Raw genomic sequence first — 17,595 nt, forward strand, 5'->3', positions numbered from 1 at the left:
CGTCCCGCGCTCGGCAATCTCTCTTGAAGGCTCCGATTGCCTTCATGTCGGCGGCGGACCTATAAGCGCGCGAAAGTTTCGTATCCCTACGCCTTCTTACGTCGAGGAATTATGGCCTCCGATTTCGCCGCCGCCCGGCTCAACATGGTCGAGAGCCAAGTCCGCACCAACGACGTGACCGACGTGCGTCTGCACGACGCGATGCGGGCGATTCCCCGCGAGAGCCTGGTCCTAGCCGACAAGGCCTACCAAGCCTATGCTGACGCTGCGGTAGAATACGCGCCGGATCGCTATCTGCTGCGTCCGCGCGAAGTCTCCAAGCTGCTGCAGGCCCTCAAGCCCATGGCGGGCGAGCGCGCCCTGGCCATCGCCGCTCCCTACGCCGCGACCGTGCTTGAGACCCTGGGCCTGTCGGTCGAGCGATTCGATGCCGAAGACCTCAGCGCCATTCCTGGCGCGAACTACGATCTGATCATCGTCGAGGGTGCGGTCACCCGGGCTCCTGATTCGTGGCTGGCGGCTCTGAGCCTCGGCGGGCGCCTGGGCGTGATCGAGCGGGAAGGCCCGACGGGCAAGGCCGCGCTCTACACCCGTGCCGAGGACGGTGTTGGTCGTCGCACGCTGTTTGACGCCATGGCGCCGGTCCTCAAGGGCTTTGAACCGGCTGAGGGATTCGCCTTCTAGGTGAACGGCCGCGCCTTGGCTGAACGCCAAGTTGAGGCTGATTGCAACGGCGGTTCCTGGACGAGCTTGAAACCCAGGTCGCTTCAGACGCGGCTGGTGAAACACCGTCGAAATTTGGGTGTGACAAAAGCTTAAGCTCACGGCCACTAGTGCGGCGCCGAATAGGCCGTCATATAGGGGTCGGTCTCTCTACGCCGTCCCGGGGATAAGCATGTTCAATACTCGTCGCGGAGCTCTGTTCGCCGCCGTCTGCAGCGCAGGTCTTGCGCTGGGCCTGGCGGCGCCCGCCTCCGCCGAAACCCTGGCCGAGGCCATCGCGCTCGCTTACGACTCCAACCCGACCCTCCAGGCCCAGCGTGCGACGCAGCGGGCCTTGGACGAGAACTGGGTTCAGGCCCGCTCCGGATATCGCCCGCAGGCTTCGGCCCAAGGGCGCGTGGGTTACTCTGAAGTGCGTCGCCCGGGCGGCGTGGACCGCAACCTGAACGGCATCCGCGATCCGGAAGGCCGCAATCTGGTGGAATCCAATAGCGCGATCGCCACCCTTAGCTTGTCGCAGCCGCTCTACACGGGGGGGCGGGTCGCCGCGACCGTGTCGGCCGCCGAAGCCGACATTCTGACTGGCCGCGAGAATCTCCGCCGGACTGAATCCAGTGTCTTGCAGGCCGTGATCCAGGCCTATGTCGATGTCCGCCGCGACCAGGAAGCCTTGCGCATCCGCCAGGAAAACGTCGGCGTCCTGCGCCGCCAGCTCGACGAATCTACGGCGCGATTCGATGTCGGCGAGATCACGCGCACAGACGTCGCCCAGTCCGAGGCGCGTCTTGCCGCCGCCCAATCGCTGCTGACACAGGCCCAAGCGCAACTCGCGATCAGCCGCGCGGCCTACGCCGCCCTCGTCGGTCAAAATCCCGGCGACCTGGCCCCAGAGCCCTCGCTGGCGACCCTGCTGCCCGCCGACGTGACTCAGGCCTTTGCGGCTGCTGAAGAGAGCAATCCGCAAATCCGCGCCGCCGAATACGCGCAACAGGCCAGCAAGGCGCGGGTCGCCGCCGCCAAGGCCGAACGCATGCCGACAGTCGGGTTGAACGGCTCGCTTGGCGTCAACGGTTCTGCCGATCCGTGGGAGCGCGATCTGTTCGGGCGCGAGGTCGCCGCCAGCGCCACCGTAAGCGTGCCGCTGTTCACCGGCGGCCTGACCTCCTCGCGCATCCGTGCGGCGATGGAACGCAATAACGCCGACCGCATCGGCGTCGAGACCGCTCGCCGTTCGGTGATGCAGAGCCTGACCGGCGCCTGGAACCAGCTGATCGCCAGCCGTTCGAATATCACCTCCACCGACGAACAGGTGAAGGCCTCCCGCATCGCCGCCGAAGGCACTCGCCAGGAGCAGCAGGTCGGCCTGCGCACCACCCTCGACGTGCTGAACGCCGAGCAGGAACTGCGGCAGGCGGAGCTGGCCCAGGTCACCGCGCGCCGCGACGAATATGTGGCCGCCTCGCTTGTGCTGGCCCAGATGGGGCTGCTCGAGGGGCCGAATCTGGTTCCCACCGTCACCCGCTATGACCCGAAAGCGAACTTCGGCAAACTCCGCGTCACCTGGGGGTGGGTGCCATGGGAGGAGCCGATCGCGATCGTCGATGGCGTGACCACGCCGAAGACTGTCGAGAAGCCGACGGCTCGACCGGTGGCGGCGCCGAACTAGGCGACCAATCGACGCAAGCATTCATCCCTTGGGCGAATAGGACCTTGCGCCCGGTGGTGGAAATTGCAGGATCACGTCGTCGCGCCGACCACGGCGCGACGGATTCTTTCTCGTAGCGATGGCCCTCCATATGTCCGATCAGACCTCGCAAGAACCGACGATGGAGGAAATCCTGGCCTCCATTCGGCGCATCATCTCCGAAGATGACGTGCCGGCTGACGAAGGCGCGCCCGCCGAGGCCGAGCCTGAGCCCGCGCCGGTCGAGGCCGCTGCCCCCGTCTTCGAACCCGAGCCTGAGGAAGAAGACGACGGCGTGCTCGAGCTGACCGAACGGGTCGAGACCCTCGGCGATCTGGACGTCTATACGCCGACTGTGAGCGAAGAGCCGGCGGCTTCGCCCCATGTCGTTCCTGAGCCCGAATATGTCCCCGAGCCGCCGCCTGTGTCGGCGAACGAGGGCCTTGTCGGAGCCATAGCGGCCTCCGCCGCGGCCTCCGCTTTCGGACAACTCTCGGCCGCGATCCAGATGCCGGCCGATGGCCGTACGCTGGAAGACGTGGTGCGCGAACTGCTTCGCCCGCTGCTCAAGCAGTGGCTGGACAGCAATCTGCCGCAGATCGTCCAGGCGACGGTCGACCGCGAAGTCGAACGCATCGCACGCGGTCAGGTACGCTAGGACGCCGCCCTGGGTCTTGCGCCCAGGACCGGACGTCAACACCTACGCAAGCAGCTTAGCCGCGCCGAAATCTCTCGGCGCGGCTTGTCTGTTACTGGGGCTGCGGACCTCAAACTGGTCCAAGGGCCTCATCATGCTTCCACGTGAGGAAGCTAAAATGTATGCAGCGCATCGAAATGCTTGAAAAAAACTTCGATCCCAAAACCGCCGAGTCCCGCCTGTACGCCATGTGGGAGGCCTCAGGTGCGTTCGCGCCGACGTCCGACCCCGCGGCCGAGCCGTTCTCCATCGTCATCCCGCCGCCGAACGTCACCGGGTCGCTGCACATCGGGCATGCGCTGAACAATACGCTGCAGGACGTGTTGATCCGGTTCGAACGCATGCGTGGCAAGGCTGCCCTGTGGCTGCCGGGCACCGACCACGCGGGTATCGCCACCCAGATGGTGGTCGAGCGCCAACTGGCCGCCGCCGGCAATGTCAGCCGCCGCGACATGGGCCGTGAGGACTTCATCGCCAAGGTCTGGGAATGGAAGGCCGAGAGCGGCGGGACCATCACCAACCAGCTTCGCCGCCTGGGCGCGTCCTGCGACTGGAGCCGTGAGCGCTTCACCCTTGACGATGGCCTGTCGGCTGCGGTCCGCAAGGTGTTCGTCACCCTGCACAAGCAAAAGCTGATCTACCGCGACAAGCGGCTGGTGAACTGGGATCCGCACTTCCAGACCGCCATCTCCGACATCGAGGTCGAACAGCGCGAGGTCGACGGCCACTACTGGCACTTCGCCTATCCGTTGGAAGACGGCTCGGGCGAGATCGTCGTCGCGACCACCCGTCCCGAGACCATGCTCGGCGACACCGCCGTCGCGGTCCATCCGACCGACGAGCGCTACAAGCATCTGATCGGCCGGGCGGTTCGCCTGCCGATCGTCGGGCGTCCGATCCCGATCATCGCCGACGAATACGCCGATCCCGAAAAGGGCTCCGGCGCGGTGAAGATCACCCCGGCCCACGACTTCAACGACTATCAGGTCGGCAAGCGCAACAATCTGCCGATGATCAACATCCTGACGGATGATGCGAAGATCAACGAGAACGGCCCCAAGGATTATCAGGGCCTGGATCGCTTCGCCGCCCGCAAGAAGGTCATCGCCGCCTTCGAGGAATTGGGCCTGCTGCGCGAGGTCGAGAAGACCCGCCATGCCGTTCCGCACGGCGACCGTTCCGGTTCGGTCATCGAGCCCTACCTGACCGATCAGTGGTACGTTGACGCCAAGACCCTGGCCCAGCCCGCCATCAAGGCGGTGGAGGAGGGGCGCACCGTCTTCGAACCCCGCCATTGGGAGAAGACCTACTTCGAGTGGATGCGGAACATCGAGCCGTGGTGCGTCTCGCGCCAGCTCTGGTGGGGGCACCGCATTCCGGCCTGGTACGGCCCGGACGGCAAGATCTTCGTCGAGGAAACCGAGGCCGCCGCCCAGGCCGCCGCGCGTGAGCACTACGGCCGCGACGAACCGCTGCGCCAGGACGAGGACGTCCTCGACACCTGGTTCTCGTCGGGCCTCTGGCCGTTCTCGACCATGGGCTGGCCGGAGAAGACCAGCGATCTGGAGCGGTTTTACCCGACCAGCACCCTTGTCACCGGTTTTGACATCATCTTCTTCTGGGTCGCCCGGATGATGATGATGGGCCTGCACTTCATGGGAGACGTGCCCTTCAACCGCGTCTTCATCAACGCCCTGGTGCGCGACGCCAAGGGTGCGAAGATGTCCAAGTCAAAGGGCAATGTCATGGACCCGCTGGAACTGGTCGACCAGTACGGCGCCGACGCCCTTCGTTTCACCCTGACGGCGATGTCCGGCCAGGCGCGCGACATCAAGCTTTCGACGCAGCGCATTGAAGGTTATCGGAATTTCGGCACGAAGCTCTGGAACGCCACCCGCTTCACCGAGATGAACGGGTGCGCCCGAGCCGAAGGCTTCGACCCTGCTCTGGTCAAGAATACGCTCAACCGCTGGATCGTCGGCGAGACCGCGCGCACCGTCCAGTCGATGACCAAGGCGCTGGACGCCTGCGCCTTCGACGATGTGGCCAACGGCCTCTATCGCTTCATCTGGAACACCTATTGCGACTGGTACGTCGAGCTCGCCAAGCCGATCCTCAACGGCGCGGACGAGGCCGCCAAGGCCGAAACCCAGGCGACCGCAGCCTGGGCGCTCGACGTGATCTTGAAGATGTTGCACCCGGTCATGCCGTTCCTAACCGAGGAACTGTGGGCGCAGACTTCAGACCTCGGCGCCGCCCGCGCTGAAGGGATGCTGATCACCGCTCGCTGGCCCGATCTGGCCGAAAGCCTGGTCGACGCCGCCGCCGACGCCGAGATCGGCCTGATCATCGCCGCCGTCAGCGAAGGCCGCTCGGTGAAGGCTGAGTTGAACGTGCCGCATTCGGCCCGTCCGCCGCTGCTGGTCGTTGAAGCGAACGACGCCCAGCGCGCGGTGTTCGAGGCCAACGCCGCGGTCATCGCCCAGACCCTGCGGGTGTCAGAGCTGCAGTTCGTGGCCTCGGCTCCCGAGGGCGCGATCCCGTTCGTGGTCAATGGCGCGACACTGGCTCTGCCGGTCGCCGAGTTCATCGACCTAGCGGCGGAGCGCGCGCGTCTCGCCAAGGAAATCGCCGGCCATGCGTCGGACATCGCCCACGTGAATAAGAAGCTGGGAAACCCGGCCTTCGTCGCCAACGCCAAGGAAGAAGTGGTCGAGGAAAACCGCGAACGCCTGGCCGAATCGGAAGCGGCGAAAGCCAAGCTGGAGCACGCACTCTCGCTGCTTGAGGCCGTGGTTTAAGCACAAACTCGTCATCCTCCGGTCAGCCGCAGGCTGATCCGGGGGACCCAAGCCGAGGTGCGAAACTAACAAGGCTGCTTGGGTCCCTGGATCGTTTTTCGACGACCGGAGGATAATGAGCGTGGGTGTGAACAGCGCTGGGCTTAGCGCATTGGGCCGCCCGCACTTTCGACGACCCCAACCTTCAAACGTCCGTTTGCCTCTGACGCTAGGTTATGCTTGTTCACCTACGACGACGCGGGCGCGTGAATGCCCGTGCGAGCATTAGGAGAACCCGCCCATGTCCGAGGCTGTGCTGCCCGCCGGTTGGCCCGCAATGTCCATCGCCCAGGCCCATGCGATGATCACGTCGCCGGGGACCCCGGCCGAGATGGAAACCGTTGTCATCAACGGCGTTCCGACCCGCACCTGGAAGAACCTGCCGCCATCTCTGCGCGCCATTGTCGAGTTGGGCCGCGCCCACGGCGAGCGGGTGTTCCTGGTCTATGAAGACGAGCGCGTCACCTTCGAGGCCTTCTACCGCGCGGTCGCGGCCTTCGCCGCGCAACTGGCTTCGGACGGCGTCAAGAAGGGCGACCGCGTCGCCGTGATCATGCGCAATCTGCCCGAATGGCCGGTGGCCTTCTACGCCGCCGCCTCGCTGGGCGCGATCGTCACCCCGCTGAACGCGTGGTGGACCGGGCCGGAGCTGGAATACGGCCTGACCGATTCGGGCGCCAAGGTCGTGATCATGGACGCCGAGCGTTATGAGCGCCTGACCGAGCATCTGCCGAACTGCCCCGACCTCGTCCGCGCCTATGTCAGCCGCGCGCGCGAAGAGATCGCCCACCCGCTGGTCGTGACCGTCGAGAGCGTGCTGGGGCAGGCGAACGACTGGCACAAGCTGCCCGACCAGCCGCTGCCGGACGTCGAAATCGCGCCCGACGACGACGCGACGATCTTCTACACCTCGGGAACGACCGGAAAGCCCAAGGGCGCTCTGGCGACCCAGCGGGGGGTGAACTCCAACATCATGGCCGGCGCGGTGGCCGGCGCCCGGGCCTTCCTGCGTCGCGGCGAAGCGCCGCCCCAACCCGACCCTGACGCGCCGCAACGCTCGTCGCTGATCTCCGTGCCCTTCTTCCACGTCACTGGCTGCTTCGCCGTTCTCAATCCTTCGCTGGCTGGCGGCGCCAAGCTGGTGATGATGCACAAGTGGGACGTGATCCGCGCCTTCGAGGTGATCGAGCGCGAGAAGGTCCAACAGGCCGGCGGCGTGCCGACTATCGCCTGGCAGCTGATCGAGCATCCGGCCCGGGCTAACTACGACCTGTCCTCGCTGGAATCGGTGTCGTACGGCGGCGCCCCGTCTGCGCCCGAACTGGTCCGCAAGATCAAGGAAACCTTCCCCAAGTCCGCGCCCGGCAACGGCTGGGGCATGACCGAGACCTGCGCCACCGTCACCACCCACGGCGCCGAAGACTACGCCAACCGTCCCGATAGCTGCGGCCCGGCGGTTCCGGTCAGCGATCTGGAAATCCGCGATCCGGCCGACGGCGTCACCGTCCTGGCCCCGAACGTCGTGGGCGAGCTATGGGCGCGCGGCCCGCAGGTGGTGAAGGGCTACTGGAACAAGCCCGAGGCGACGGCCCAGACCTTCGTTGACGGCTGGGTCCGCACCGGCGACCTGGCGCGCGTGGACGAGGAAGGCTTCTGCTTCATCATCGACCGAGCCAAGGACATGCTGATCCGCGGCGGCGAGAACATCTACTGCATCGAAGTTGAGAACGTCATCTACGACCACCCGGCGGTGATGGACGCTGCTATCGTCGGCATTCCGCACCGTACGCTCGGTGAAGAGCCGGCCGCCGTCGTGACCCTGAAGCCGGGCGCCTCGGCCACCGAGGAAGATATCCGCGCCCACGTGGCCGAGCATCTGGCCGCCTTCAAGGTGCCGGTGAAGGTGAAATTCTGGCACGAGACCTTGCCGCGCAACGCCAATGGCAAGATCTTGAAGAATGAGCTGAAGAAGCTGTTCGAGGAGGAGCAGGCCTAAGGGCCTGAACAATCAGTGGGCCGAAAACGCGCGGATGTCGTCCTGGTCGAACGGGGCCTGTTCGACAGCCGCGCCAAGGCCCGTGCTGCGATAGAGGCTGGCGGCGTCGTCGTTGACGGCCGCACCTTGGCGAAAGCCTCGGAACTCGTGGACGAGGCGGCGGCCATCGAGGCCGTCGCCGCCCATCCCTATGTCGGCCGCGGCGCGCTGAAGCTATCCCACGCCCTGGGGCTATGGCCGGTTCTGGTCGAAGGCCGCACGGTTCTGGACGTCGGCGCGTCCACCGGAGGCTTTACCGAGGTCAGCCTCGAACGGGGAGCGGCCAGGGTCTACGCCGTCGATGTCGGACGCGGCCAACTCCATCCCAAGCTGGCCGGCGATCCGCGTGTGGTGGGGTTGGAGGGCGTCGACGCCCGCAACCTGACCGCGGCCATGATCCCGGTGGCGCCGGACCTGATCGTCACCGACGTCAGCTTCATCGGCCTGGCCAAGGTCCTGCCGGCCGCATTGCGCCTTGCGACCTTCGGCGCCGACCTGGTCGCGCTGGTGAAACCGCAGTTCGAGGTCGGTCCCGACAATGTGGGGAAGGGCGGACTGGTCAAGGACGAGGCCGCCCGCGCCCAAGCCCTGGACGATGTGGTCGAGTTTCTACGCGGATCGGGCTGGATCGTCCGGGCCACCGCCGACAGCCCGATCACCGGCGGCGACGGCAATCACGAATATCTGCTCTGGGCCCAGAGGATCTGACCCACGAAAAAGCCGCCTGCGGTGAGGCAGGCGGCTTTCTATAGGGTTCAGGCGAAAGCCTAATCGACGACCTGATAATTGCCGTTGGAGTCCGGGCAGACCCGCACCAAGCGCTTCTGGGTTCGGCCGTCAGGCAGGTAGATCGGGCTTTCGGCGAGGCTGCAGCCGTCGGTGGCGGCCGGCGCCTGGTTGGTCACGTTGTAGCTGTCGCCGCGATAGTAGGGATCGGGACGATACTGGTTCGACTGGGCGTAGTAGCCGTTTTCATAGCGCTGACCGTAGTTCGCGCCGTTGTTGTAGGCCGCGCGCGGCGGGGCTCGATAGGCGTTGTTGCAGGCTGCCGAGCGGTTGCCGACAACGCCGCCGCCCAGCGCGCCGAGCGCGCCGCCGAGCAGGGCGCCTTCAGTCCGCGCGTTGCGGGCCGCGGCGTTCGAACCGATGACGGCGCCCAGAGCGCCGCCGACCAGAGCCCCGACGGTGCTGCGATTGGTCGTGTCGCGCTGGCAGGGATCATAATAGCCGCCATTGCCATAGTAGCCGGCCGATTGGGCCGCCGCGAAGGTCGGGACCGAGGCCGCGGCGCTCAGCGCCATGACGCCGGCGACGCCCGCGAGGGTACTCTTGGCGAAGGTCGAACGGAAGTTCATCTGTTTACTGCCCTGTTGGGATGATCGGTGGAAAGGGGGCCTTAGGCCCGTCCGCTCGGCCGCCAGACGCCATCGCGCCCACGGCAAACTTCAAAGCTCTGATTGCGGCCCTCGTAGCGCTCCTGGACCCAGCGGCAGTTGCTGCGCTGGTAGGAGCTACGCGCGACCCGCTTGGGATAGGAGCTGCACTGGACGTTGCGTTTGGCGATCTGGTGGCCGGCGACCGCGCCGACAACCCCGCCCAGAACGGCGCCTTCGGTCTTGGCGCCGTTGCCGGCCACCGCGCCACCCAGCAGCGCGCCCGACAGGCCGCCGATCACCGTGCCCTTGTTGGCCGATTGGCGTTGCTGTTCGCGGCAGACGTCGCCCGAGCCATAGCTGCGGCCCTGCGCCGCGGCGAAGGTCGGGACCATCATGCTAGACGCTGCAATGGCGGCGATGGCGGTGAAGGTAAGGGCGCGTTTCATCGTAGATCTCCAGTAATTCGCGAGGCGGCGCCGGAGCCTCGCCTGCTGTAGAGAGAGTGGCTGAACGAATCTGAACGCTGCTTGAGCGGCCTGTTCATCTTCGTTCATGTGGCGTTGCGCCTTGGCCCGCTTGGGCTTTTGGGGCGCAGGAATACGAAAACGAGCTAGAGCATGAGAACTTCCCGGCGGCCCAATAGAGCCCGTCCTGCAGATGTGGCGACCAGCCCCGCCGTCGAGGTGGTGATCGAGGCTGTAGGCGGCGAAGGCGACGGCATTGCGGCCGGTCCGCTCTATGCGCCCTTCACCTTGCCGGGGGAGCGCGTGCGTCTGGCCGCCGGCGGCCAGCGCCGGGAGCTCGAAGCCGTTCTGGAAGCCAGCCCCCAGCGTGTGACGCCGCCTTGCCAGCATTTCGGCGTCTGCGGTGGCTGCGCCCTGCAGCACTGGGAGCATGGCGCCTATCTGGAGTGGAAGGTTGATCGCCTGGTCCGCACCCTGGCGCGGGAGCGGATCGAGACGCAGGTCCTGCCGGCCTTCGCTGCGGCCCCGGCCAGCCGCCGTCGCCTGTCGCTGCACGCCCGCCCGGGCCGCAAGGACGCCGCGCGCCTGGGCTTCAAGGGCCGCAAATCCTGGGATGTGATCGACATCGCAGAATGCCCGATCGCCGACCCGCGGCTTGAGGCGGCTCTGCCGGCGCTGCGCCGCCTGGCCGTGCCGCTGTTCGAGCATTCGAAATCCGCGCCCACCCTTCACGTGACCCTCACCGACACCGGCATCGACGTCGACATCAGCGGGGTCGAACGCAAGAGCGGCGGCCTGTCGGCCGACGCCCGCATGCGTTTGGCCGAGATCGCCGGCGAGGCCGATTTCGCGCGCGTCACGCTGGACGGCGAAATGGCATATCTCGCCCGCCAACCGACCGTGCGGATGGGGCAGGCGACTGTCGCCCTGCCGGCAGGCGGCTTCCTGCAGGCCGTGCCCGAGGCCGAACTCGCCATGGCCAATATGGCGGTCGAGGCCGCGACCGGCGCCGAGCGCATCGCCGACCTCTTCTGCGGGGCCGGCGCCTTCACCTTCCATCTGGCCAAGCTCGCCCCCGTGCTTGCGGTGGACAGCTCCGCCCCGGCGATCCGCTCGCTGATCGGTGCGCTTGGCACGGCGCCCGGACTGCATGGCGTGGTCGCCGAGGCCCGTGACCTGGCCCGTCGCCCGGTCCTCGCCGCCGAACTGAAGCGCATCGACACCGTACTCTTCGACCCGCCACGCGCCGGCGCGGCCGAACAGTGCGCCGAACTCGCCAGTTCCAAGGTCTCGCGGGTGATTGGAGTGTCCTGCAACCCGGCTACCTTCGTCCGTGACGCCCGGATCCTGGCCGACGCCGGCTTCACCCTCGACCGGCTGCTGCCCGTCGACCAGTTCCTCTGGTCGCCGCATATCGAGCTGGTGGCGGTGTTCAACCGCTAGCGCGGCAATTCATCTCCCCATGGTTCGTCATGGCCGGCCTATTGTGCCGGCCATCCATAGACTCCGCGGTCGGGGATTCACCAGGACGGTCTGTGCGTATGGATCCCCGGGAAAATCGCCCGGGGATGACGAACCTGGAGGCAGGGGGGCTGACCTCCGTCACCCCCCGAACAGATCGCCCTGATCCCCGGCCTTCGGCGGGACCTTGAACAGCGACAGATCCAGGCCGTCATAGCGGGCGTTCAGGCCATAACGTTTCTTGGCCCGCTGGAATCTTTGCGACATCAGTTCGGCGATCGGCCCTTCGCCCCGCATCCGCTTGCCCCACTCGGCGTCGTAGTCGAGCCCGCCGCGCATCTGGCGCACCAACGACATCACCCGGCTGGCGCGGTCAGGGTGATCGGTGGCCAGCCACTCACGGAACAGGTCCTTGATCTCCAGCGGCAGTCGCAAGGCGACATAGCCCGCGCCCCGAGCGCCGGCCTCGGCCGCTCGTTCGAGCACCGCCTCCATCTCATGGTCGTTCAGGCCCGGAATGGCCGGCGCGAACATCACCGTCACCGGAACGCCGGCGTCCGCCAGCGCCTTGATCGCCCCGATCCGGCGTTCGGGCGTGGCCGCGCGCGGCTCCATGCTGCGGGCGAGCTTGCGATCCAGCGTCGTCACCGAGATCGCCACTCGGCACAGGTTCTTGCTCGCCGTCGCCGCCAGTATGTCGATGTCGCGCAAGATCAGCGCCGACTTGGTGATGATCGAGAACGGGTGATTGAAGCGCTCGAGCACCTCCAGCACCTGCCGGGTCACCCGCGCCGTGCGCTCCTGCGGCTGATAGGGATCGGTGTTGCCGCCGATGTGGATGAACTGTGGCTCGTAGCGCGGCGCCGACAGTTCGCGTTCAAGCAGCTTGCCGGCCTCCGGCTTGAAGAACAGTTGGCTCTCGAAGTCCAAGCCCGGCGACAGGCCCATATAGGCGTGGGCGGGGCGAGCGTAGCAGTAGATACAGCCATGCTCGCAGCCGCGATAGGGATTGATCGAGCGCGAGAACCCGACGTCGGGACTCGTGTTCTTCGAGATGATCGTCTTGGCCTTCTCGGCCGTGAGCGTCGTCTTTAGCTGTTGGGGCTCGGCGTCCCCCAACGTCCAGCCGTCGTCGAAAGCCTCGCGCGCCTGGCTCTCGAAGCGCCCGCTGGCGTTGGACCGCGCGCCGCGTCCTCGCACCGTGATCTGCTGGGTGAATGTGCTCACCGTTGCATTCTAGAACAGTGAAGGAACAAAACAAGAACTCTATTGACGCGGCCGACGAACGGCCGCCTCAAAGGGACATGCTTTCGGTGATCATTCCGACGTTCAATTCCGAGCGCGAGATGCAGGTCTTGCTGCCGGTGCTGGTGCCGGCGGCGGTTGATGGCCTGGTGCGCGAGGTGATCGCCGCGGACGGCGGCTCCGCCGACGCGACTGGCCTGATCTGCGAGGACGCCGGTGTCGAGTGGGTGGCAGGCGGCCTGGACGTCGCCACCGATAGGGCGCGCGGCGACATGCTGCTGATCCTGCCCCCGACCCTGCGCCTGCGGCGTGGCTGGGACGAGGTTCTGCGGACCCACCTGGAGGGGAAGGGCGGAACGGCCCTGATCGCCGAGGGCCCCCCGAGCTTCATCGAGCGATTCAACGGCGTGAAATTGGCCGGTGTGCTGATCGCCGCCGAGGCGCTACGGCGCAGCGGAGCGACCACCCTGGCCGACCTACGCCGCCACGTCGGCCGCGCCAAACATCTGAGTTAGGCAGCCCCTCGTCATCCTCCGGTCGTCTGAAAGACGATCCGGGGGACCCAAGCTGAGTCGCCGGATGTGGTTAGCCCGCGTGGGTCCCCCGGATCAGCCTTCGGCTGCCCGGAGGATGACGAATTGGGCGGTAGTCTAACGATCCAGCCGCGCGTCGACGAAGTTCGCGCCCATGGCCAGGGCGTCGAGGGTCTTGGAATCCATCCCGAACTTCTTCCGGTAGGTCCAATAGCCGGCCATCACCTTTTCCACATAGTTGCGGGTTTCAAGGCTGGGCAGGCTTTCGATGATCAGCAGGCTGTCGTCTTCGCCGACCTTCTGGGCGGTCTTCAACAACGTGCCGGGGCCGCCGTTATAGGCCGCGACGGTGCGTAGGATATCGTAGCCGACCCCGCGCTCCATCAGCCAGGTCACGTAGTCCTGACCGACCCGCAGATTGAACGCCGGATCGAACAGCGGGCTCATATCGGCCTTCAGCTTGTCGTCCCCGGCGGCCCGCGCAGCCGCTTCCGGCATCAACTGCATCAGGCCGACCGCGCCGGACGGTGAGACGACCGCCGGGTTGAAGCGGCTCTCCTGGCGAACGATGGCGTAGACCAGCGCCCGGTCGATGGTGAAGCCCCACTTGGGCTCCAGCACCGGGGTCGGATAGTCCGGCTCCACGAACGAGCGGCCGCGGGGCAGGGAGGTGGCGACGTCGGCGTCCGAGGTCAGCGGCGCGTTGAGGGCGAGAATCAGTCCCATCCACTGCGAACGCTCGGTCTCGGTCTTGGCGAGCGCGAGGCCAGCGCGCAGCTCAAGCCCCGCCTCGACCGGCATGCCGACCTGGGCCAGGCCCGTCGCGCGATGGGCGCGGGCGTCGTCGCGGATGAACTGGTTCAGGTGGGCGCTCGGCGCGCTGGAGGCCGAGAACGAGGCCGGCACGAACTGGCCGGTCGGTGCGTTGTGGGTGTCGCTGATCGCTTGAAGCCGCATGCGGCGCTCGGCGATCATGCCGTAGAATGTGGTCGGGTGGCGCGCGGCCAGCTTGATGAAGCCCTGGGCGCGAGTCGTATCGCCGGTTTCCTCGAGTGCGCGAGCGGCCCAGAAGGCGGCTCCGGACCGAATCCACGGATCCTCGCCCTCATCGCGGGCGACCTGCCCCAGATAGCTCTCAGCCAGGGCGAAGTTCTTCAGGCGATAGGCGGCGAGGCCGGCGATCCAGCGGTCGCCGGCGGCTGGCGCGAGGTCGAACGCACGCTTGATATCGCCGGAATAGAAGGCTTCGCGGGCCTGGCGGCTGCGGTCGGCGGGCGCGCGACCGGCCACGCCTTGGGCGGCGACCTCGACCCGGCGCCATTCAGCGCCGCCAAGGACAGGGGTCTTCAAAGGCGGCGCGTTGGCGGGCTTGCGCTTGAGGGCGAGCGTATAGACGCGCTCGGCGCCCGGCAGGTCGCCGTACTTTTCCAGCCAAGCGGCAAGGTCTTCATAGCTCGCGCTTTGGGCGCTCGGATGCATCAGCTGGCGGAAGGCCAGATGGCCGGCCAGGGAACGATCCTTGATGTCGCCGCTTTGCATCTCGGCATCGATGAAGTCGCCCCGGTCCACAGCCTCGAAGGCGGACACGTAGCGTCGCACGTCCCAAGGGCTCAGCACCTGGGGCGCAGCCTGTGTTGTTCCGGCAATGGCCGAGCAGATCATGGTCAAGACCGCGATCCGCATGCCCCTTAGTGCCCGCATGCGTTCCCCACGTCGGCCGCCTCTACGCGCGATCTGGACGTGGCCCTCGTTCTCGTGATGGGAGAGTCTTAAGCTCCACGGTCGGGTCGATCAAGCCGTTCGGTCAGGGTCAGCAGGTCGGCCCAGGCCTTCTTCTTCGCGCCGGGCTGCCGCAGCAGGAAGGCCGGATGCAGGGTCGGCATGACGGGAAGTTCCAGTTTCCCGCTCTCCGAACGCCACTCGAACCACCGTCCGCGCAGAGACAGAATGCCCTCGTCGCGCTTTAGCATCGACTTGGCGGCGGGCGCTCCCAGCACCAGCAGCATCTTGGGCGCGACCAGTTCGATGGCGCGTTCCAGGAAGGGCGCGCAGATCGCCTGTTCCTGCGGGGAAGGCGTGCGATTACCGGGCGGTCGCCAGAACACGGTATTTGTGATGAACACCCGGTCAGTGAGGCCAGCGGCCCCTAGAATGCGGTCCAACATCTGGCCCGCCTGGCCCACGAACGGCTCACCGCGCGCGTCCTCCTCGGGACCCGGTCCTTCGCCGATCACCATCAGCGGCGCGTCCGGCGCGCCGCGCGCGAACACTGATTGTCGCGCGCCTTCCAGCTTCAGCGGGCAGCCGTCGAACGCGGCGATAGCGGCCTTCAAGGCCTCTAAATCCTGGGCTTCCGCGGCGACGTGTCGCGCCTGAGCGACCGCTCCATCGACGTCCAGCGCGCCCGGTCGGACGGGTGCGACGAGCAGCGGCTTCTTTTCAGGCGGTTTGGGCGCGACAAACTTGCCGGCCTCGATCCGATCGATCGGCGCATCCAGCAATATGGCGTCCACACCCGCCTCGGCCCAGAAGGCGAGGAGGCTCTCGGCGGTGCGATCGATGGCGGCGGCTTGCGTCATTGGGTCCTGAAAGGGCGTCTATAGCCGAGTTCGCGCTTGACCGCCCTCGTACAAGCTTCGGATAAGTCGCGCGACGGATCAACGCCGCGTGAAACAAGGGGACGGGGAACCCCGCGCGGCCACATTAGGAGTTACGGGGATCATGAGCGAAGCCATCGCCACTGAGGCAATTGAACGCGAAGCGATGGAATACGACGTCGTGATCGTCGGCGCCGGGCCTGCGGGGCTGTCGGCGGCTATCCGCCTGAAGCAACTCGCTGAGGCCGCTGGCTCGGAGATTACGGTCGCGGTTCTGGAGAAGGGCTCCGAAGTCGGCGCTCATATTTTGTCCGGCGCGGTGATCGATCCGAGCGGCATCAATGAGCTGCTGCCGAACTGGCAAGAGCTCGGCATTCCGCTGGAGACCAAGGTCACGCGCGACAAGTTCGTGATCCTCGGCCCGCATGGCGACCTGGACATCTCGTGGCTGCCGTTCCCGAAGTGGATGCTGAACCACGGCAACTACATCGCCTCGCTGGGCAATGTCTGTCGCTCGCTGGCGGCCCACGCCGAGGCGCTCGGTGTCGAGATCTATCCCGGCATGGCCGCCTCCGAAGTCGTCTACAACGAAGACGGCTCTGTGAAGGGCGTCGTCGCCGGCGTGTTCGGCATCGATAAGGACGGCAATAAGGGCTCCGACTACCAGCCCGGTATCGAACTGCACGCCAAGTACACCTTCATCGGCGAGGGCGTGCGCGGCTCGCTGGCCAAGCAGCTCCAGGCGCGCTTTGGCCTGACCAACGGCCGCGAACCTCAGAAGTTCGGCATCGGCATCAAGGAGCTGTGGCAGGTTCCGGACGAGAACTTCGAGCCCGGCTTGACCCAGCACACCTTCGGCTGGCCGCTGGACAACGCCACCGGCGGCGGCTCGTTCATGTACCACTTCGGGGACAACTACGTGGCCATCGGCTTCGTGCTGCACCTGAACTACAAGAACCCCTGGCTTTCGCCGTTCGACGAGTTCCAGCGCTTCAAGACCCACCCGGCGATCCGCGGCTATCTGGCAGGCGGCAAGCGCATCTCCTATGGCGCCCGCGCCATCACCGAGGGCGGTTCGCAATCGCTGCCGCAACTCTACTTCCCGGGCGGCGTGCTGCTCGGCTGCTCGGCCGGCATGGTCAACGTCCCGCGCATCAAGGGCAGTCACAACGCGGTCAAGAGCGGCATGCTCGCCGCCGAGGCCGCCTTCACCGCCATCCAGGGCGGCCGCAGCAGCGACGAACTGGTGTCCTACGAAGAGGCCTACCAGAAGTCGTCGATCGCCAAGGAGCTGTGGAACGTCCGTAACTTCAAGCCGCTGTGGTCCAAGTTCGGCACCATCCCCGGCATCATGCTCGGCGGCGTCGACGCCATCATGGCCACAGTTCTCAAGGGCTGGTCGCCGTGGGGCACGCTGAAGCACGGCAAGTCGGACGCCGAGTCCACGGGCCTGGCCAAGGACTACAAGCCGATCGTCTATCCGAAGCCGGACAACGAATTCAGCTTCGACAAGCTGTCTTCGGTCTTCCTGTCCTCGACCAACCACGACGAGAACCAGCCGGCCCACCTGAAGCTCACCGATCCGAGCATTCCGGTGAACGTGAACCTGCCCCGGTTCGGTGAACCGGCGCGGCTGTTTTGCCCGGCCGGAGTCTACGAGGTGCTCTACGACGCCGAGGGGAACAACCCGAAGTTCCAGATCAACTTCCAGAACTGCGTCCACTGCAAGACCTGCGACATCAAGGATCCGTCGCAGAACATCAACTGGACCACGCCCCAAGGCGGCGACGGCCCGAACTACCCGAACATGTAGGACCTGAGGCGCTTCCTCCTCCGCTCAGCGGGGGAGGAGAGCCCAAGCGGCCTTCGACCAAGACCTACGTCTCTACGCGGTCCATTTCCCGTTCCCCGGCCTCGGTCACGTCCAGGGCGGTGGCTTT

The 17,595-nt window shown here is 66.4% G+C and carries 14 protein-coding genes; 9 read left to right on the forward strand and 5 right to left on the reverse strand.

All coding sequences use genetic code 11. The features are described 5' to 3' along the window. Positions 1–111: 111 nt before the first annotated feature. The 6 genes from Q8M13_RS16015 (at position 112) to Q8M13_RS16040 (ending at position 8,687) form a co-directional block, all read left to right on the forward strand. Positions 112–684, forward strand: a complete 573-nt coding sequence (locus tag Q8M13_RS16015; protein WP_305301045.1) for a protein-L-isoaspartate O-methyltransferase — start codon at positions 112–114, stop codon at positions 682–684. A gap of 211 nt (positions 685–895) precedes the next feature. Next, positions 896–2,389, forward strand: a complete 1,494-nt coding sequence (locus Q8M13_RS16020; protein ID WP_305301046.1) for a TolC family outer membrane protein — start codon at positions 896–898, stop codon at positions 2,387–2,389. A gap of 130 nt (positions 2,390–2,519) precedes the next feature. Further along, complete coding sequence (locus tag Q8M13_RS16025; protein ID WP_305301047.1) at positions 2,520–3,065, forward strand: DUF2497 domain-containing protein; 546 nt, start codon at positions 2,520–2,522, stop codon at positions 3,063–3,065. 176 nt (positions 3,066–3,241) lie between these two features. Continuing rightward, the gene (locus Q8M13_RS16030; RefSeq protein WP_305301068.1) at positions 3,242–5,905 is read left to right on the forward strand and encodes a valine--tRNA ligase; all 2,664 of its coding nucleotides are present in this window, start codon (positions 3,242–3,244) and stop codon (positions 5,903–5,905) included. A 280-nt stretch (positions 5,906–6,185) separates the two neighbouring features. Then, positions 6,186–7,940 (forward strand): class I adenylate-forming enzyme family protein, encoded by a 1,755-nt coding sequence (locus Q8M13_RS16035; RefSeq protein WP_305301048.1) that lies wholly within the window; start codon positions 6,186–6,188, stop codon positions 7,938–7,940. 15 nt (positions 7,941–7,955) lie between these two features. Beyond that, positions 7,956–8,687 (forward strand): TlyA family RNA methyltransferase, encoded by a 732-nt coding sequence (locus Q8M13_RS16040; RefSeq protein WP_305301049.1) that lies wholly within the window; start codon positions 7,956–7,958, stop codon positions 8,685–8,687. A gap of 59 nt (positions 8,688–8,746) precedes the next feature. On the opposite strand, the gene Q8M13_RS16045 is transcribed toward Q8M13_RS16040, so the two are convergent. Together Q8M13_RS16045 and Q8M13_RS16050 are read right to left on the reverse strand one after the other, a co-directional pair. Then, positions 8,747–9,334, reverse strand: a complete 588-nt coding sequence (locus Q8M13_RS16045; RefSeq protein WP_305301050.1) for a glycine zipper 2TM domain-containing protein — start codon at positions 9,332–9,334, stop codon at positions 8,747–8,749. 41 nt (positions 9,335–9,375) lie between these two features. Continuing rightward, the gene (locus tag Q8M13_RS16050) at positions 9,376–9,801 is read right to left on the reverse strand and encodes a glycine zipper 2TM domain-containing protein (protein WP_305301051.1); all 426 of its coding nucleotides are present in this window, start codon (positions 9,799–9,801) and stop codon (positions 9,376–9,378) included. A 171-nt stretch (positions 9,802–9,972) separates the two neighbouring features. Between Q8M13_RS16050 and Q8M13_RS16055 the strand changes: the two genes are divergently transcribed. After that, positions 9,973–11,262, forward strand: a complete 1,290-nt coding sequence (locus Q8M13_RS16055) for a class I SAM-dependent RNA methyltransferase (protein ID WP_305301052.1) — start codon at positions 9,973–9,975, stop codon at positions 11,260–11,262. Positions 11,263–11,421: 159 nt separating this feature from the next. Here the strand turns inward: Q8M13_RS16055 and Q8M13_RS16060 are convergent, their stop codons facing one another. After that, positions 11,422–12,507 carry a PA0069 family radical SAM protein gene (locus Q8M13_RS16060; protein ID WP_305301053.1) on the reverse strand — a complete coding sequence of 362 codons (1,086 nt, stop codon included), beginning with the start codon at positions 12,505–12,507 and terminating at the stop codon, positions 11,422–11,424. Between the two features lie 86 nt (positions 12,508–12,593). On the opposite strand from Q8M13_RS16060, the gene Q8M13_RS16065 reads away from it, so the two are divergent. After that, positions 12,594–13,040: a hypothetical protein gene (locus tag Q8M13_RS16065; RefSeq protein WP_305301054.1), complete on the forward strand. Its 447-nt coding sequence runs from the start codon at positions 12,594–12,596 to the stop codon at positions 13,038–13,040. A 135-nt stretch (positions 13,041–13,175) separates the two neighbouring features. Here Q8M13_RS16065 and Q8M13_RS16070 read toward each other — a convergent pair whose 3' ends face one another. Next, a complete protein-coding gene (locus tag Q8M13_RS16070; protein WP_305301055.1) occupies positions 13,176–14,759 on the reverse strand; it encodes a lytic transglycosylase domain-containing protein in 1,584 nt (527 codons plus the stop codon). 68 nt (positions 14,760–14,827) lie between these two features. After that, the gene (locus Q8M13_RS16075) at positions 14,828–15,637 is read right to left on the reverse strand and encodes a uracil-DNA glycosylase family protein (protein WP_305301056.1); all 810 of its coding nucleotides are present in this window, start codon (positions 15,635–15,637) and stop codon (positions 14,828–14,830) included. A gap of 142 nt (positions 15,638–15,779) precedes the next feature. Here Q8M13_RS16075 and Q8M13_RS16080 point away from each other — a divergent pair, with 142 nt between their 5' ends. After that, positions 15,780–17,468 carry an electron transfer flavoprotein-ubiquinone oxidoreductase gene (locus Q8M13_RS16080; protein WP_305301057.1) on the forward strand — a complete coding sequence of 563 codons (1,689 nt, stop codon included), beginning with the start codon at positions 15,780–15,782 and terminating at the stop codon, positions 17,466–17,468. The last annotated feature ends 127 nt before the right edge of the window (positions 17,469–17,595 follow it).

This window comes from Phenylobacterium sp., assembly GCF_030681155.1.
Taxonomy (GTDB): domain Bacteria; phylum Pseudomonadota; class Alphaproteobacteria; order Caulobacterales; family Caulobacteraceae; genus Phenylobacterium.

What these genes read in the sequence shown, in the direction of transcription:
- Q8M13_RS16015 (WP_305301045.1), top strand. Translation starts at nt 112, where the DNA reads ATGGCCTCCGATTTCGCCGCCGCCCGGCTCAACATGGTCGAGAGCCAA.
- Q8M13_RS16020 (WP_305301046.1), top strand. Translation starts at nt 896, where the DNA reads ATGTTCAATACTCGTCGCGGAGCTCTGTTCGCCGCCGTCTGCAGCGCA.
- Q8M13_RS16025 (WP_305301047.1), top strand. Translation starts at nt 2,520, where the DNA reads ATGTCCGATCAGACCTCGCAAGAACCGACGATGGAGGAAATCCTGGCC.
- Q8M13_RS16030 (WP_305301068.1), top strand. Translation starts at nt 3,242, where the DNA reads ATGCTTGAAAAAAACTTCGATCCCAAAACCGCCGAGTCCCGCCTGTAC.
- Q8M13_RS16035 (WP_305301048.1), top strand. Translation starts at nt 6,186, where the DNA reads ATGTCCGAGGCTGTGCTGCCCGCCGGTTGGCCCGCAATGTCCATCGCC.
- Q8M13_RS16045 (WP_305301050.1), bottom strand. Translation starts at nt 9,334, where the DNA reads ATGAACTTCCGTTCGACCTTCGCCAAGAGTACCCTCGCGGGCGTCGCC.
- Q8M13_RS16050 (WP_305301051.1), bottom strand. Translation starts at nt 9,801, where the DNA reads ATGAAACGCGCCCTTACCTTCACCGCCATCGCCGCCATTGCAGCGTCT.
- Q8M13_RS16055 (WP_305301052.1), top strand. Translation starts at nt 9,973, where the DNA reads ATGAGAACTTCCCGGCGGCCCAATAGAGCCCGTCCTGCAGATGTGGCG.
- Q8M13_RS16070 (WP_305301055.1), bottom strand. Translation starts at nt 14,759, where the DNA reads ATGCGGGCACTAAGGGGCATGCGGATCGCGGTCTTGACCATGATCTGC.
- Q8M13_RS16075 (WP_305301056.1), bottom strand. Translation starts at nt 15,637, where the DNA reads ATGACGCAAGCCGCCGCCATCGATCGCACCGCCGAGAGCCTCCTCGCC.
- Q8M13_RS16080 (WP_305301057.1), top strand. Translation starts at nt 15,780, where the DNA reads ATGAGCGAAGCCATCGCCACTGAGGCAATTGAACGCGAAGCGATGGAA.